The organism is Candidatus Woesearchaeota archaeon, assembly GCA_021735165.1.
In the GTDB taxonomy this organism is placed as follows: Archaea; Nanobdellota; Nanobdellia; order Woesearchaeales; family 21-14-0-10-32-9; genus JAIPET01.
This window is the reverse complement of the sequence record JAIPHP010000016.1, coordinates 1-15,438: the sequence shown is the minus strand read 5'-3', so window position 1 is coordinate 15,438 and position 15,438 is coordinate 1. Positions and strand designations below refer to the sequence as shown.

Genomic DNA, 15,438 nt, shown 5'->3' with positions numbered 1-15,438 from the left:
AATATGTTCTAATGATAAAATTTGTAAAAAAACAAAATAAACTTCAATATTGAAAATAAATATGGATTTTGACCACACCACGAAACGACACACAAAAAACAGTATATCCAAATCAAAGAGCCAATTTCGTTAACTTTTTAAACGATTAAAAGCTCCTTTAAGCACGAAGAGAAAGAAGACTGAAAAAAAATAAGAGGCAATTCTTTCTAACAAACCATAAAAAATGAAAATGAAAAGCCTTTTGCCTACATTAAAAGAAAAAAAAAGATACATAACTTTTGAAATAATAGGCATTACCAACATAACAAAAAAAACCCTAACTGAACTAACAACTCAAATAAAATCTTTACTAGGAGTATTTGAATCAGCAGAAGCAGGAATCATGCTACTAAACACAACAAAAAACAAAATTATAATAAGAGCAAACAATAAATACACCGACAAAATAATAGCAATAACAACATTTATCAAACAACTAAATAACGAAAAAATAATAATAAAACCAATCCTAACAACAGGATTATTAGATAAAGCAAAAAACGCATGAGGGATAAAAAAATGGAACCAATTCAACACCAAATGATGGGATATGACAGAGCAATAACGATGTTTAGTCCAGACGGTAGACTACTACAAGTAGAATACGCAAAAAGAACAGTAAGACTAGGAAACACAGCAATAGGAATAGTTTGCAAAGACGGAGTAATACTCGTAACAGATAAAAGACTAGTAGATAAACTAGTAGTTCCAGATGCAATAGAAAAAATATTCAAAATAGACGACCATATAATGTCCACAGCAGCAGGAATACTATCTGATGCAAGAGTGCTAGTGGAAAGAGCACAAATAAAAGCACAACAACACAAAGTAGAATACGACACACCAATAGATGACATAGTAATCGTAAAAGACCTTTGCAACTTAATGCAATATACAACACAATCAGGAGGCTTAAGACCATTTGGTGTAAGCCTATTAATAGCAGGAATAGATGAAACAGGAACATCTCTATATGAAACAGACCCGACAGGATTATACTATCAATACAAAGCAACAGTAATAGGAGAAGGCGAAGCAGACATAGAAGAACAACTACACAAAGAATACAGAGAAACTCTAACAATGGACGAAGGAATACAACTAGCAGTAAAACTAATAAAAAAAGCACTAAACAACAACTTCTCAGCAGAAAGAATAGACGCAGCAAAAATACCAATAACAACGAAAAAAATGGAAAAAGTATCAAAAGAAACAATAGAGAAACTAATAAAATGAGTCACAAACAACAAATATACGACAAAGAAAAAATACAATTCAACCTAATAGTGTACAAAAAATTCGGAAACAACTTCGAAATAGCAGTAGACCCAGATCTAGCAATAAACTACAAAAATAAAAAAAACAAAACCCGAGAAGACATTGAAGAACTTTTAAGAGCAGAAAAAATATTTTCAGACACAAAAAAAGGACTAGAAGCTTCAGAAACAGAATTAATACAAGCGTTTGGAACAACGGAAATACATAAGATAGTGCAAAAAATGCTTGAAGAAGGAGACATACAACTAACAAACGAATACAGAGAACACTTAAGACAAGAAAAAAGAAAAAAAATCATAAATCTAATACACAGACAAGCAATAGATCCCAAAACAGGAATACCTCACCCACAAACAAGAATAGAAAATGCAATGAATGAAGCTAAAATAAAAATAGACGAATTCAAAAAAGCAGAAGACCAAATACAAGATATACTACACAAACTAAAACCTATAATACCTATAAAAATAGATCAAAAAATATTTCTAATACAACTACAAGTGCAACACGCAAGTAAGCTAATAAACACACTAAAAAACTACGGAAAAATACTAAAAGAAACATGGTCTGCAGACGGATCATACAACTGCGAACTAAAAATACCTGCAGGATTGCAAGAAGAACTAATGGACGAACTAAACAACAAAACACACGGAACCGTACAAATAAACACAAAAAAATAAGATTCAAATAAAACAAAAGGTGAAAAGAAAAAATGGGAGAACTAATAACAAAAGACAAAGAAGTAGTAGTGCCCGGACAAATAATAGCAAAAGGAATGGACTTCCTACCAAGCACAGGCACATACAGAAAAGGCGAAGACGTAATAGCAAACAGACTAGGAATGCTAAGCGTAGAAGGAAAAGTACTCAAAACAGTACAAATATCAGGACGATACATACCTCAAACAGGAGATACAATAATAGGAAAAGTAGAAGACATACTAATGAGTGGCTGGAGATTTGATATAAACTCACCATACTCAGCAGTACTGCCCCTAAAAGATGCATCATTTGACTACATAGCAAAAGGAGCAGACTTAACAAAATACTTCAGATTAGAAGATTATGCAGTAGCTAAAATAACAAATGTAACCTCCCAAAATCTAGTAGACATAACTGCTAAAGGTCCCGGTCTAAAAAGACTAAGAGGAGGAAGAATAATAAAAGTAAGTCCTCATAAAGTACCAAGAATAATAGGAAAAAAAGGATCCATGGTAAGTATGATAAAAAATGTTACAGACTGCAAAATAATAGTAGGCCAAAACGGACTAGTGTGGTTAGAAGGACAACCAGAAATGGAAACAATCACTGTGCAAGCAATAAAAAAAATACAAGACGAAGCACACATACCAGGCCTTACAGATAGAATAAAGAAATTCTTAGAAGAGAAAACCGGAAAAAAAATAGAAGAACAAAATACTACAAATAACAATAAAGAATACAATGACCAAAACTCAAAAAATATACAACAAAACACAAATACTCAAGGTGAACAATAAAATGGCAGAAAAATTCAAAAGACCGAGTGGAAGAAAATACGACGAAGCAAGAAAAATAGAAGCGGAAGCAGGAATAATAGGAAAAGCAGACGGATCAGCAAGATTTAAAATAGGAGATACAGAAGCATATGCGGCAGTATACGGCCCGCGCGAACTACACCCCAAATTCCTACAAGACCCAAAAACAGGAGTGCTAAGATGCAATTATAACATGCTTCCATTCGCAGGAGATGGAACAAGAGTAAGACCAGGTCCAAGTAGAAGAAGCAAAGAAATAACTCACGTAACAGAAAGTGCACTAAGACCAATATTAGACTTAACAGATTATCCAAATTCAGTAGTTGATGTATTTATAGAATTACCACAAACAGATGCAGGAAGCAGATGCGCAGGAATATGCGCTGCCGCAATTGCACTAGCAGACGCAGGACTAATAATGAAAGACATGGTATCTGCAGTAAGTGTTGGCATGGTGGAAGGAGAAATACTTGTAGATTTAGATGGAGAAGAAGAGCACATGAATGAAAATGAAGGTACAGACATACCTGTTGCATACATACCAAGCACAGAAGAAATAACTCTTTTGCAAATGGATGGAAAAATACCAAAAGAAGACATAGTAAAATCTCTAGAACTAGTAAAGCCCGCACTAATAAAAATAGCAGAAGTACAAAGACAAGCACTACACAAAAAATATCAAACAGAACTACAGGAGTGATTATAATGAACCAAGAAATGAAAGAACACATAAAACAAGCACTTAAACAAGGAAAAAGACTTGATGGAAGAGCACTTGATGAAGTAAGACCTATTAAAATAGAAACAGGCATAATAAGTACAGCAGAAGGAAGTGCAAAAGTTAAATTTGGTAATGCGGAAGTATTAGCAGGAGTTAAAATGGCAATAGAAAAACCATACCCTGATACGCCCGAAGATGGAGTGCTCATGGTAAATGCCGAATTACTACCCTTATCAAGTCCCGAATTTGAATCAGGACCACCAAGTATAGAAAGCATAGAAACCGCTCGAGTTATTGATAGAGGCATAAGAGAATCTAAAACACTAGACACAAAATCACTATGTATAGAAAAAGGAGAAAAAGTATGGAGCGTTGCACTAGATATAGTCCCTATAAACTTCGATGGAAATCTAATAGACATGGGAGGATTAGCAGCTGTTGCAGCAATAAAAACTGCGAGATTTCCAAATGTTGACAAAGAAGGAAATGTGGATTATCACAAAAGATCAGACAAAAAACTAGAAATGGTAAATACACCGATACCTATAACAATTTGCAAAGTTGGAGACCTATTTATAGTCGATCCTACAGAAGAAGAAGAAAGAGCAGTCGATACCAGGCTAACAATAACGACACTAGATGAAAACACAGTTTGCGCCCTACAAAAAGGAGGAGATGCACCCTTAAAAACAGAAGACATAAAAACAATGGTGGATTTAGCATTCCAAACTGCGAACAAAATACGAAAAAGCCTTGAAGAGGTGAACTAAAATATGTTAAATATTGAATTGCCGGAAAACCAGAAAACAAAATACGAAAAAGCAAGAATGATAGGTAGTAGAGCATTACAAATAAGCATGGGAGCACCTTTCTTAGTAAAACTAACAAAAAAACAATTAGAAGAACTAAAATACAACCCTGTAGAAATAGCAAAAAAAGAATATGAAGAAGGCGCAATACCTATGAAAGTTAGAAGATTAATGCCTCATGAAAAGTAATTATTTAATATTTTTTCTTTTTTCTTTAACATTTTTGAATCCATAATTCATAACTTTTAAAAAACACCAGTTTAGGTCAAAAATAAGTATAATAAGAGGAGAATACTATGGAATTTATGAAAAAATGTGGAAATTATATGAATACTTACGGCGATTTTCTACTAAGAGTCGTAGTTGGTTTAATAATGACAATATCAGGATTTGGGAAACTATTTGCAACTCCAGGAATAGAAGGATTCTCAGGAATGCTTTCAGGACTAGGATTTCCAATACCATCAGCACTAGCGGTAATAGTGGGAATAATAGAGCTATTAGGAGGCTTAATATTAATCATTGGCTACTTTGATAAATACGCAGCAAGACTGCTTGCAATAATAATCTTAGTAGCAATAATAACAGTACATCTAAAAGATGGCTGGAATGGCTTCAAATACCAATTATTACTATTCGCAGCACTGCTAAGATACTTTGGAAATAGCCAAACAACACTGATGAACATGATAAAAAATAAATTTAAACCATATAAAACATAAACTTTTTTTATTTTATTTACTTTCCTAGATTTAATGAAACAAATAATCACAAAAGACAAAAGCATAACCTTCTATGATGAAACAACAAAAGAAACATACCACTCAATTACAGGTGCAGAAGAAGAAGCAACAGAAAAACACGCAAAAGCACTAAAAATATGGGAAAAAAATAACCCGATAATATATGACTGTTTCTTCGGACTAGGATATAACAGCGCAGCATCAATAGATCAAATAAGAAAACATAAAAACCAAACAAAAATAAAAATATACTGTTTTGAAAACGATAAAAAAATACTAAAAAAAATACTAAAAATAAAAACCACCTTTGAATCATATTGCATAATACAAAATTTCATAAAAAACTTTCTAGAAAAAAGAAAAACAACATACAAAGAAAAAGATATAACTTTAATAATGTTCTTTGGAGATATAAAACAACAACTTTACAAACCAAGACAAAACGCAGATTACGTTTTTTGGGATCCTTTTAGTCCAAAAAAACAACCAAAAACATGGACAACAGAAATATTTAAGGACATAAAACAACATATGAATACAAATTCAAAACTCTCAACGTATTCATACGCAAAAAAAACCCGGCAAAACCTCAAAGAGACAGGATTCTCAATAAAAGATGGACCAAAAATAGGTAGAAAAACACCGAGTCTAATCGCAGAAATCAAATAACAACCATAAGAAAAGATTTATAAATGGACTTCTTTTTCTTTAGACCAAATGGGGCTGTGGGGTAGCTTGGCTAACCTTTTAGGTTTGGGACCTGAAGCCCCCGGTTCAAAACAAGGGTATCGTTCCTTGAACCCTTAGCGTATGTCGCTTTCAGCGAATACACTAAATGTGGGTGCGAATACAATGCTTTTGGTGAAAGTCCGGGCAGCCCCATACTCAAAATCACAAGAGGAAATGAAAAAATGGCTAAAATCACACAAAAAACATCAAAAAGATTCGGTCCAAGATACGGAAGAACACTAAAAGCTAAATTAAACACAGTAGAAACACTAGCAAAAAGTAAATATAAATGTCCATACTGTTCAAAAACACAAGTAAAAAAAGAACAAGCAGGAATATGGACTTGTAAAAGCTGCAAAAAAACATTTGCAGGAAGATCATACCAACCATAAAAAAAGGTGTAAAAAAATGACAGAATATAAATGCTTCAATTGCAACCGAACAATAAAAGAAGAACAAGTAAAAAAAAGAATAAGATGCGTATACTGCGGAGCAAAAATAATATTCAAAACAAGATCTGTATCAACAAAAGTAGACGCAATATAAAAAAATGCTAAATGCAATAATAACTGTGCCACAAAATAAAGAACTACTAAAAGCATTCTCACTAGAAGAAAAGATTTTTCCCAACGGACGAGCAAAATATGAAATAAAGCAAGAAAAAAACAAATTAAAATTTAACATACAAGCAAAAGATTCAACAGCACTAAGAAGCATAATAAATACAATAACAAAGCTAATAACTATACAAGAAAAAACCGACCAACTGATAAAAAATGACTAATAAAGAAACACAAGAAAAAATAAACCAATTGTCTATGTACGAACAAAATTTGCAATACATAGCAAATCAAAGACAAAGATTCCAAGCCCAAGAACTAGAATTAACAGAAGCACTAAACGAACTAACTGAAAAAGAAGAAGCATACAAGATAATCGGAAACATAATGATAAAACAAGAAAAAGAAAAAATAACAAAAGACCTAGAAGATCAAAAAGAACTACTAAAAACACGAATACAAACAATAAGAAATCAAGAAGAAAAAATAAAAAAAGAATCAACCCAACTACAAAAAGAAATAATGACAGACTTAGAAAAAAACAAATAATCCAAAGGTGAGCACAATGAACGACGAAATAAACCAAGTAAATGAAATATTTGAAGACCTACTTGATGATTCATCAGTATCAAAAAATATCAAAATAAAAATAAACTCAATGAAAAAAGATTTAAAAAACTCAAATGAACAAGAAATGAGTTTGACTGCAAACAAAATAATATATGATTTAGAAGAACTATCAAATGACGTAAACTTACCAGCGCACATAAGAACGCAATTGTTTCTAATAACAAGCACACTAGAAAGATTATAAAAAATAACTTTTTTATGATGCCGCGGTTGCTTAAAAAATCATCAATGATTAACTTACAAATAAAAAACAATAGTTTCTAACTACTTGAATTAAATACGGAACTAAATGAAACTTCTTTTAAATAGCAAACTCAGATAAATAAAACAAAAAAATAAATAAAAATTAAATTTTACAAATAAATAAAGAAAACAAAAAAATGAATTCAAACAACTAAAAGTTAAAAGCATTCTTTATGAAATTCCAAAGAATCAACACCTACATACATACTTTAAAAAAGAAAACAAAACATTACTAAAAATAAATACGCATCTTAACACTTATTTTTTCAATTCATGAAATGCAACAATGTTAGAAATAAAAACATCTTCAAAACTTTTAGAGAGCAGCCTAATCCTTAACAAACCAACAGATAAAACTTTTCCCTTAACTCCTAATAAACAAAGTTCCTCATTTGATTTAATAAGACGTCTTTTACGAATCAAAATGCCTGCAATAAAATTAGGAAAAAATTCGAAAGCATTCAACAACAAAGAACCCCCCAAAACTAAACCGAAAACAACTAATAAAAACTTAATTGCAAAACTTAAGATACCAAAAACATTAAAAGCATAAATAACACTTATAAAATAAATAACAAAAGAAACAATATCTGACAAAGCACTACCAAAAGAATAGGTTCTACGAGAAAAAACATTGATGGCACTATCAAAATCAATCTCTCTAAAAAACTTATCCAAAATAATGCCGATGACTCTTCCTAATATAATCCCGACAACCAATATAATTAAACCAGAAACAAGACTAATATAAAATGGAGAAACAGTACCTAAAAAAACATCAAAATTGCCATTAAAACCCAAATCACTTTCCATAACATAACAAACAACAAACTCCATTTATAAAGATTATCACTTCAATTTATAAGTCAACAAATAACATGAACTTCTATCTACAATTCTAACAAACCTGGAAACAACACTCAACAAATCATCAAGAGAAACCATTGCATCCAAAAGAACGTCAAAACCGACCTCTTCATGCTTAATAGAATCAAAATTACAAACTTTAGAAAGCTTGGAAAATACAAATTTTTCATTTAAAGAAAAAACATCATTCGTCTTTAACACTAAATCTTTTTCAATTAATTCGTTAAATTCAGAATCAAAATCAATAATACCTCCAACAAAAGAAGCAACATCTTCTTTAGAAAAATTCTTTTTAGAAAGACAATTCTTCAAAATTAAAAGTTGTAACTTACTCAAACCATTCAAATCAGGAATAAATTTTACAATATACTCATTTTTATCAACAACAACCCCTCCCTTAACTAAATCTAACAATAATCTAAATTCACCAGTAGAATCTTTGCAAATCAACTGAACACAAGGAACTAAAACAATTGCATAATCCTCCAGAGAATTATCGGACATCAAGGCCAAATCCTTCAAAGTAATTTGGGGTTTAATAACAGGAAAAACCTTTTTAGAATCAAACTCCTTAACTTTATCAATAAAACTAATTTCTTCAGAGGTCATAACTTTTTGTGCTCTACCACCATGCATGCTTAGTCTAGGTCTAATATCAACAAACAAAGGCACATCAGTCAAACCAGTAACAACAGCAGAGCCAATAGGTAAATTTTGAATCTCTTTTTCCGTAGCACTGTTAATGCCTTCAACACTATTAATTAAAGCTTTTAAATCATTAGGATTAGTAACTTTCAAAATAAATTGCGTGCTACACTGGCTCAAAACAGATTTATCAACACGTGCGGGTCGTTGACTAACGGCGCAAAGACCCAAACCAAACTTTCTTCCCTCAGAAGCAATATTTCTAATAATTTTGCTAGCTTTAGTCTCTCCAAAACTTCTTTCAGGACAAAAATTATGTGCTTCTTCAACAACCAAAAAAAACGGAGGGATCTTGCCGCGCTTACGTAACTCAAACAAATCTTTACAAATCTTAAAAACAACAATTTCTTGAATTTCAGTATCATAACCTTTTAAATTCAAAATACTGGCCTTGCCAGGTTGAACTAAATCATTATAACTAACTGACAAATCAGAAAATATGTTCATGTGCATAATATTATCAATAAGACTCATAACGCTAAACTTAGCAGGACTATCTTGCATATCTAAAGTAAGTAATAAGGATTCAAAACTCCAATCTCCAAGTTCTTTAAGTGCACTATATAAAGCAGCTAACTGAGAATTACTTAACTTACCTGGAATTAAATGTAATAATTCATCTCTTGACATTTTTTTAGATAATTTTAAAGGTCTCAAACCCGAACTATGATCAGAATGTCCATATTCTACAACATTAAAACCTTGCTTTTCTAAACCAAACAAAGTCAATTTTTCAAGATCTTCAACATTTTCATTAGCGAACTTCAAAGAAGAGTATTCTCCATGGGGATCAATAATGACTAAAGGAATATTTTTCAATAACATTTCCTCCAATAAAACGCCTACAGCATAAGACTTTCCACTGCCGGATTTAGCTAAAACAGCCATGTGCATAGTTAAAACCTTATTTAAATCTAAATGGACATCAACATCCTTACCAGACAGTTTACCAATAAAAGCACCCTCGGAAGATAAAGAGATTACTTTTCTAATAAAATTATTGTCTGCTAATAAAACCTCAGAGCCAAACTCAAAAGGTATCATGGGCTTTTTAATTTTTTCACCTTCATTATAGCCAATAATAATACAATCAGCAACAGTTCTATTTTCTTCCTTTGTCAATTCAATAACTTGACACAAAACATAATCATATTCATCAGAATAAACCTGTACATACTCGAATTTAGAAACTTTATTTTCAACCAAAAAAGAAAACTCATTAGTCGTGCATTTACCAAAAATCTTTCCGAGTATCATAAAAAAAACAATTCCTAACAATATATAATGTTTGCGGTCGAAGAAAAAATAACTAAATTAACTAACCCAATAAAACATTTCAGTAAATTTTAAATAGAAATGTAAATTCAAACAGAAATAGGTGATTAATTATGGCAAACAAAAAGGAAGACCAGCAATCAAAAGATGAACAAATAGGATTTCATAAAGGATCTTTATCCACACTGGCAAAAGAAAGAGAAGAACTAGCGAGAATATTGGGCATTGTAGAACAACTAATGCAAATGCACATAGGCGCATTGAAAGATTTAGGCGTAGATATAGCAAAACAAGCACAAGGAGTTACGGGTTCGACAAATTCCACGCCTAAAACAAAAAAGAAACCAATAGAAGACATACTATAAAATTATTAAATTATTTTTTATTACTTTTAAGTGATTAAAAAAGCAAAAACTTTTTAAATTGTTAATTTATACTTCTGAATTATGAAACGTTATAATGTGCAAGATAAAGCTAAAGAAAAACAAAGAAAACTGGTAAAAGAATCCATAGAAAAAAACATCTAATGCTACTTAAAATATTTTCTTTTATTAATTCTCTTCTAAATTTTCATTAACAACATGCAACCTTCTTGATTTAGGTAAAGAATTAAGAACTTTTTCATTCTTGACTTTTGCACAACCAAGAAAATCATCTCCTGATTTAAGAAGAACAAAAATATCGTCCTTAATATCAACTTCAAACTCAAAACCCTTAAGCCAAGCATGCTTTTGCTCTAAAGAAACCTCGACAACATTTTTTTTACAAAAATTACCGATAAGCTGAGTCCCCTCAACACTCAAACGAAAACCATCAGGTTGAATCTTACCAAAATACAAACCCGCACTATCAATCCAAAAATCCCTGATATTTACAAATTCTACTTCTCTATTAATAACATAAACCTTGTCTTTATTACTTCTTAAAAAAACCAAATCCAAAAGTTCATCAAAACCAAACTGATCAAAAAGAAACTTTCTAATATCCTTAATTTCCTTACCATTAAGAACCCGAAGATGTCTTCCAATATTCATCATACTCCCCACAACGGATTATCAGATCTCTTAATATTAGCAATCTCCTTTAAAATAGCCTTTTCATCAGATTTCAAATGTTTACTCAAAGTTTTTAGCTTTCTAAACTCTTCCTCATTAATATCAGAATAGTACAATTCTCCTTCTATAATTTGCCTGCCAGCTGTAACGCCTGGAATCTGAGCAGCAACCTGCATACCAGACTCAACAGATTTCAAATTTTTCTTATCACTCTGTAAAGTCTTAACTTCCGCAACACGCTTTCCCTTAGAATTCATCAAGATCATGCCTGAAACTGCGACACCACCTAAAACTTCAATACCTGCAATACAAGGGTTGCTTTGCCTAAAAATGCAATTGTTTAAAACTTCAATCTTGCAAGGTCTCACAAGTTTTTCAAGCTTAGCAGCCTCAAAAGCAGCTTCCTTTTCCTTAACCCACAAATCATATTCATCAATCAATTCGTATATAACTTCTTTCACAATAATCTTAACATTTTCAACACTTGGTTCGACTTTAATATTAAAACCAAGAATCACCGAATAAATTTCATTCTTCTCGAAATTAGACTCCGCATCCAAAATATCTTTTTTATTAATATTTCCTATAGATGCCTTACGAACAGGAATGTCTTTTTCTTTTAACAAAACAAGTAAAGCCTCCAAACTGCCTAAAGTATCCGCTTTAACAATAATGCCGTCTTTATCAGTATCAAAAGTAACTTCATTAATCTGAGAAGAAATCTCTTTAATAACAAAATCTTTACTCTGGCCCTTAATACCAAGTAAAGGCATGCCTGCAACAATAGATTCATTTAAATCAGGACTGCTAATTTTAAGGCCTATAGCCGCACTAACAAACTTAACAGATTTAAATTTAGATTTCTTATCACGCATATCTTTCATAGACTCTGGAACAAAAAGAGCTCTGATTTTAGCAACTACAGGGTCAGTCATAGCACCAATAACAACCTCCTCTCCAGCAGACAAAGTACCATCATACAAAATAACATCCAAAGTCTTACCCAAACCTTTATCTTCTTTAACTTCCAAAATAATTCCTTTGGCAGGTCCTTCAACATTTAACAACAAATTTTTTTCCAAAAATTTTTGAGCCAAACCAGTAATGACCATCAAAATCTCCTCTAAACCAACATCATTCTTAGCAGAACAAGGAACAATGGCAACTTGCTGAGTATAATCTTCAACTCTATCAAACCTCTCAGAATTCAAACCAAATTTTTCATGTAAAACGCCTACAATCTCATAAATTTTAGATTCAAATCTTTGAATAAATTCAACATTTTGATCTTTCAAATTAGCAAGCATAACGTTACTCTTACGATAAAAACCCGGAATTAAATCAACTTTATTAGCCGCAATAATAAACGGAGTCTTAGAATTCCTCAAAATCTCGATGGCTTCAAAAGTTTGAGGTTTTAAACCTTCGTTAATATCTATAACAACAATAGCAATATCTGCCAGACTACCTCCTCGTTTCCTCAAACTAGTAAACGCTGCGTGACCAGGAGTATCAATGAAAAGTAAACCAGGAAGAGAAATTTTCATCTTAAGACTGTCAATTAAAACCCCGCAACGCTTCTTAATAGTATCAATACTAACAATAGAAGCACCAATTGCCTGAGTAATCGCGCCAGCCTCGCCAGAAACAATATTAGAACCTCTAATAGCATCCAAAATACTAGATTTTCCATGATCAACATGGCCCAAAACCGAAACAATAGGAGATCTTATTGCCATAACACAATAGAATAAACGCACATTTTAAAAAGGTAACTGTAATTATCAACACAAAACAACAGAAAAATATATAAACTAATCAAAACGTTATCAATAAGGAGGGAAAAAGGTGGATTACAAAAAAATTCTATACGCAGACCTAATTGTGTTTATACTAATATTATCAATGATGCCCTTTGTGCAGGCAACAGATTTTTCACTAGACATTGATGCAGTCAAATCAAGAATACAGCCAGGAGACAATGGTGAATATAAATTAACAATAACAAATTATGATTCTCAAGAACAACTCTATAGAATAACTCCCTCCGCTCCAAACGCAGCAAGCTGGATAATAACTCCGACAACTGCAAAAGTTCTTCCAGGAGAAACCAAAGATGTAATATTAAAAATAATACCGAAAAGTACAGTCGGATTAGGAACTCATGCAATAACTATACAAGTGGAAGACAGAAATAACGAAATGCAACAAATAAAAGCTTTGATATCCATAGTCATAGATGCATACTTACAAGGATACCTTCCAGACGTCGCACTAACAGTTGACTCACCATCAAAACAAGATCCTCGAGAAAAACTATCTATAACAATATTAACAAAAAACAGAAATCCTTTAGATCTAGAAAATTTAATATTAGAAATACAAAGTGACTTTTTTTATAAAAGAATAAATACGAGTTTAGGACCACGAAAAGAAATAACAAAAGAATATATATTTGAACTAGATTCCTTACAAAAGCCAGGAGATTACGATTTGGACGTAAAGTTAATGCTAGAAGATGATACTGTAGTCTCACAAACCACAAAAAAACTAACAATCGAACAATACTCTACAATAAACACAGATAAAAACATACAAAAAGGATTCTTATCATCAAAAGAAGAAATAACTCTGACAAATGAAGGAAATTATCCTCGAGAAAAATCAATAACGGTACTGATGCCTTGGTATGAAAGGATATTTGTAAAAACATACCCTCAAGGTGAACTAATAAAAGAAAATGGAAAAGCAGCATTAAAATGGACTGAAAATCTAAAACCTACAGAATCAAAAACAATAATAATCATAAGAAACTATGTTGTTTTAGCAATAATTATGCTGCTAATCATAATACTAATAGCACTATACTTCATAATAAGAAGCCCGATAATACTATTAAAAGAAGCACAAATAGTAAAGGAAGATTCAGAAGGAATCTCAGAAATAAAAGTCAGATTATTTATAAAAAACAGATCAGGAAAAACAACACATAATATAACCATAACGGACTTGTTACCAAGAATAGCATCTCTTGAAAAACAACCAGGAATATTAGGATCTTTGCAACCAACAAAAGTGACACACACTTCAAAAAAAGGAACTTTACTATATTGGGACATAGAGTATCTTGAACCATTTGAAGAAAGAATAATCACATATAAAATGAGTACAAAATTAAAAATAGTGGGAAACCTGAATTTATCAAGAACTCAAGTAAAATTCGATACTAAATCAGGAAAAGAAAAAAGAACAGAGTCTTCCCAGCCTATATTTGTCAAATAAAAAAACTCGCAATGAATATTTTTAAAATTTGTTCCATTTTTTTCCACTTGGGCATTCTATTTGAGAGTTCTAAGTTTGTTGTTGCTTCCTAGCGAAGAGAATTTAATATAAATAATGCTTTGCATTTATTATACGCAAAAACTTTGATTTTGTCATGCTTTATCATGCACAAAACTGTTCGTTCATTTTTGTTGTACCAAAAACTGTGTTTTTGTGCATATAGTGTAGAGATACATAGTCGACACTTTTTGGGGCTTTTCGCGTTATATACTACTTTTTCGTTTATATGTGGGCATCGAGCAGTGATTTTCAGTATTTTAATTTCCATCTTCATATAAGATTCACATCTAATGATGAGCTCTGCATTTTGTCTGAAAGAATTTTTTCTTCAAATATATCAATTCAGAATAAACTAGATCTTTAGAAACTTTTATAAAACACGTATTTATTCTCTAAATCAACCCTCGGTAGCTCAATTGGTAGAGCGTTCGGCTGTAGAATTCCACTTGACAAACCAAAGTGTTTTTGGTATGGATGAAAAATGGTCAGCTGAAACCGAAAGGTCGGGAGTTCAAATCTCCCCCGAGGGATCCTTTTTGCATACTAAAATCAAAAATATTCATCTTTTAAGATTGATACGAATGGCGTCTTGTTTCTGAATTAAATAATGAATTAAAAAAACAGACAAATCCCTAAAATAAATAAAATAAATAAAATAAACAAATAGCCCTAAAAAACAACATATTAAATTTCCATAAATGTTAAATACTAAAACCCACAAAAAGGAACTACCTTATGTGAATTTTTTCGTGACAATCTGGTTTGATTTAGATTATTTTATATCTTAATGCGAACGTAGTGAGTTCTGGGGTTTAATTCCCCGACCTTTAGGTCGAAATAACTTCTTTTTCTTAGAAATATTTAAGTCGCGGCTTCGCCGCAGAATAATCTGCGGACGAAACTGCGCTATCAATTGTTCAGAT

The 15,438-nt window shown here is 31.7% G+C and carries 20 protein-coding genes and 2 tRNA genes; 18 read left to right on the top strand and 4 right to left on the bottom strand.

Annotated elements, in window-relative coordinates; all coding sequences use genetic code 11:
• Nucleotides 1-223 precede the first annotated feature (223 nt).
• The 15 genes from K9L97_04525 to K9L97_04455 all read left to right on the top strand — a co-directional run bounded on the left by K9L97_04525 (nt 224) and on the right by K9L97_04455 (nt 7,212).
• Entirely contained in the window at nt 224-547 is a 324-nt protein-coding gene (locus K9L97_04525) for a hypothetical protein (GenBank protein MCF7872271.1), read from the top strand.
• A gap of 11 nt (nt 548-558) precedes the next feature.
• Nucleotides 559-1,275, top strand: a complete 717-nt coding sequence (gene psmA, locus K9L97_04520; protein MCF7872270.1) for an archaeal proteasome endopeptidase complex subunit alpha — start codon at nt 559-561, stop codon at nt 1,273-1,275.
• Entirely contained in the window at nt 1,272-2,000 is a 729-nt protein-coding gene (locus K9L97_04515; protein MCF7872269.1) for a ribosome assembly factor SBDS, read from the top strand. The genes psmA and K9L97_04515 overlap by 4 nt, the downstream gene beginning before the upstream one ends.
• 32 nt (nt 2,001-2,032) lie before the next feature.
• Complete coding sequence (locus K9L97_04510; GenBank protein ID MCF7872268.1) at nt 2,033-2,818, top strand: exosome complex protein Rrp4; 786 nt, start codon at nt 2,033-2,035, stop codon at nt 2,816-2,818.
• A 1-nt stretch (nt 2,819) separates the two neighbouring features.
• Nucleotides 2,820-3,536: an exosome complex exonuclease Rrp41 gene (locus K9L97_04505; protein ID MCF7872267.1), complete on the top strand. Its 717-nt coding sequence runs from the start codon at nt 2,820-2,822 to the stop codon at nt 3,534-3,536.
• A 5-nt stretch (nt 3,537-3,541) separates the two neighbouring features.
• Nucleotides 3,542-4,327 carry an exosome complex protein Rrp42 gene (locus tag K9L97_04500; GenBank protein ID MCF7872266.1) on the top strand — a complete coding sequence of 262 codons (786 nt, stop codon included), beginning with the start codon at nt 3,542-3,544 and terminating at the stop codon, nt 4,325-4,327.
• Between the two features lie 3 nt (nt 4,328-4,330).
• Entirely contained in the window at nt 4,331-4,555 is a 225-nt protein-coding gene (locus K9L97_04495) for a DNA-directed RNA polymerase subunit K (GenBank protein ID MCF7872265.1), read from the top strand.
• Nucleotides 4,556-4,662: 107 nt separating this feature from the next.
• Nucleotides 4,663-5,088: a DoxX family membrane protein gene (locus K9L97_04490; GenBank protein ID MCF7872264.1), complete on the top strand. Its 426-nt coding sequence runs from the start codon at nt 4,663-4,665 to the stop codon at nt 5,086-5,088.
• Between the two features lie 33 nt (nt 5,089-5,121).
• Nucleotides 5,122-5,778, top strand: coding sequence for a hypothetical protein (locus K9L97_04485; GenBank protein ID MCF7872263.1), 657 nt, complete (start codon nt 5,122-5,124; stop codon nt 5,776-5,778).
• A 50-nt stretch (nt 5,779-5,828) separates the two neighbouring features.
• A tRNA-Pro gene (locus K9L97_04480) sits at nt 5,829-5,991 on the top strand.
• Between the two features lie 29 nt (nt 5,992-6,020).
• On the top strand, nt 6,021-6,230 hold the full coding sequence (locus K9L97_04475) for a 50S ribosomal protein L37ae (GenBank protein MCF7872262.1): 210 nt from the start codon (nt 6,021-6,023) through the stop codon (nt 6,228-6,230).
• Between the two features lie 16 nt (nt 6,231-6,246).
• On the top strand, nt 6,247-6,384 hold the full coding sequence (locus K9L97_04470) for a DNA-directed RNA polymerase subunit P (protein ID MCF7872261.1): 138 nt from the start codon (nt 6,247-6,249) through the stop codon (nt 6,382-6,384).
• Between the two features lie 4 nt (nt 6,385-6,388).
• Nucleotides 6,389-6,622 (top strand): CTAG/PCC1 family protein, encoded by a 234-nt coding sequence (locus K9L97_04465; GenBank protein ID MCF7872260.1) that lies wholly within the window; start codon nt 6,389-6,391, stop codon nt 6,620-6,622.
• Nucleotides 6,615-6,947, top strand: a complete 333-nt coding sequence (locus K9L97_04460) for a prefoldin subunit (protein ID MCF7872259.1) — start codon at nt 6,615-6,617, stop codon at nt 6,945-6,947. Before K9L97_04465 ends, K9L97_04460 begins: the two co-directional genes overlap by 8 nt.
• Nucleotides 6,948-6,963: 16 nt before the next feature.
• A complete protein-coding gene (locus tag K9L97_04455) occupies nt 6,964-7,212 on the top strand; it encodes a UPF0147 family protein (protein ID MCF7872258.1) in 249 nt (82 codons plus the stop codon).
• A gap of 317 nt (nt 7,213-7,529) precedes the next feature.
• Here the strand turns inward: K9L97_04455 and K9L97_04450 are convergent, their stop codons facing one another.
• Both K9L97_04450 and K9L97_04445 read right to left on the bottom strand, forming a co-directional pair.
• Complete coding sequence (locus tag K9L97_04450) at nt 7,530-8,084, bottom strand: hypothetical protein (protein MCF7872257.1); 555 nt, start codon at nt 8,082-8,084, stop codon at nt 7,530-7,532.
• Between the two features lie 36 nt (nt 8,085-8,120).
• A complete protein-coding gene (locus tag K9L97_04445) occupies nt 8,121-10,100 on the bottom strand; it encodes an ATP-binding protein (protein MCF7872256.1) in 1,980 nt (659 codons plus the stop codon).
• A 131-nt stretch (nt 10,101-10,231) separates the two neighbouring features.
• On the opposite strand from K9L97_04445, the gene K9L97_04440 reads away from it, so the two are divergent.
• Nucleotides 10,232-10,483: a hypothetical protein gene (locus tag K9L97_04440; protein MCF7872255.1), complete on the top strand. Its 252-nt coding sequence runs from the start codon at nt 10,232-10,234 to the stop codon at nt 10,481-10,483.
• Between the two features lie 186 nt (nt 10,484-10,669).
• Here the strand turns inward: K9L97_04440 and K9L97_04435 are convergent, their stop codons facing one another.
• Complete coding sequence (locus K9L97_04435; protein MCF7872254.1) at nt 10,670-11,155, bottom strand: hypothetical protein; 486 nt, start codon at nt 11,153-11,155, stop codon at nt 10,670-10,672.
• Nucleotides 11,152-12,912, bottom strand: coding sequence for a translation initiation factor IF-2 (gene infB, locus K9L97_04430; GenBank protein ID MCF7872253.1), 1,761 nt, complete (start codon nt 12,910-12,912; stop codon nt 11,152-11,154). The genes K9L97_04435 and infB overlap by 4 nt, the downstream gene beginning before the upstream one ends.
• A 109-nt stretch (nt 12,913-13,021) precedes the next feature.
• Between infB and K9L97_04425 the strand changes: the two genes are divergently transcribed.
• The gene (locus tag K9L97_04425) at nt 13,022-14,455 is read left to right on the top strand and encodes a hypothetical protein (protein ID MCF7872252.1); all 1,434 of its coding nucleotides are present in this window, start codon (nt 13,022-13,024) and stop codon (nt 14,453-14,455) included.
• A gap of 461 nt (nt 14,456-14,916) precedes the next feature.
• Nucleotides 14,917-15,045, top strand: a tRNA-Tyr gene (locus tag K9L97_04420).
• The last annotated feature ends 393 nt before the right edge of the window (nt 15,046-15,438 follow it).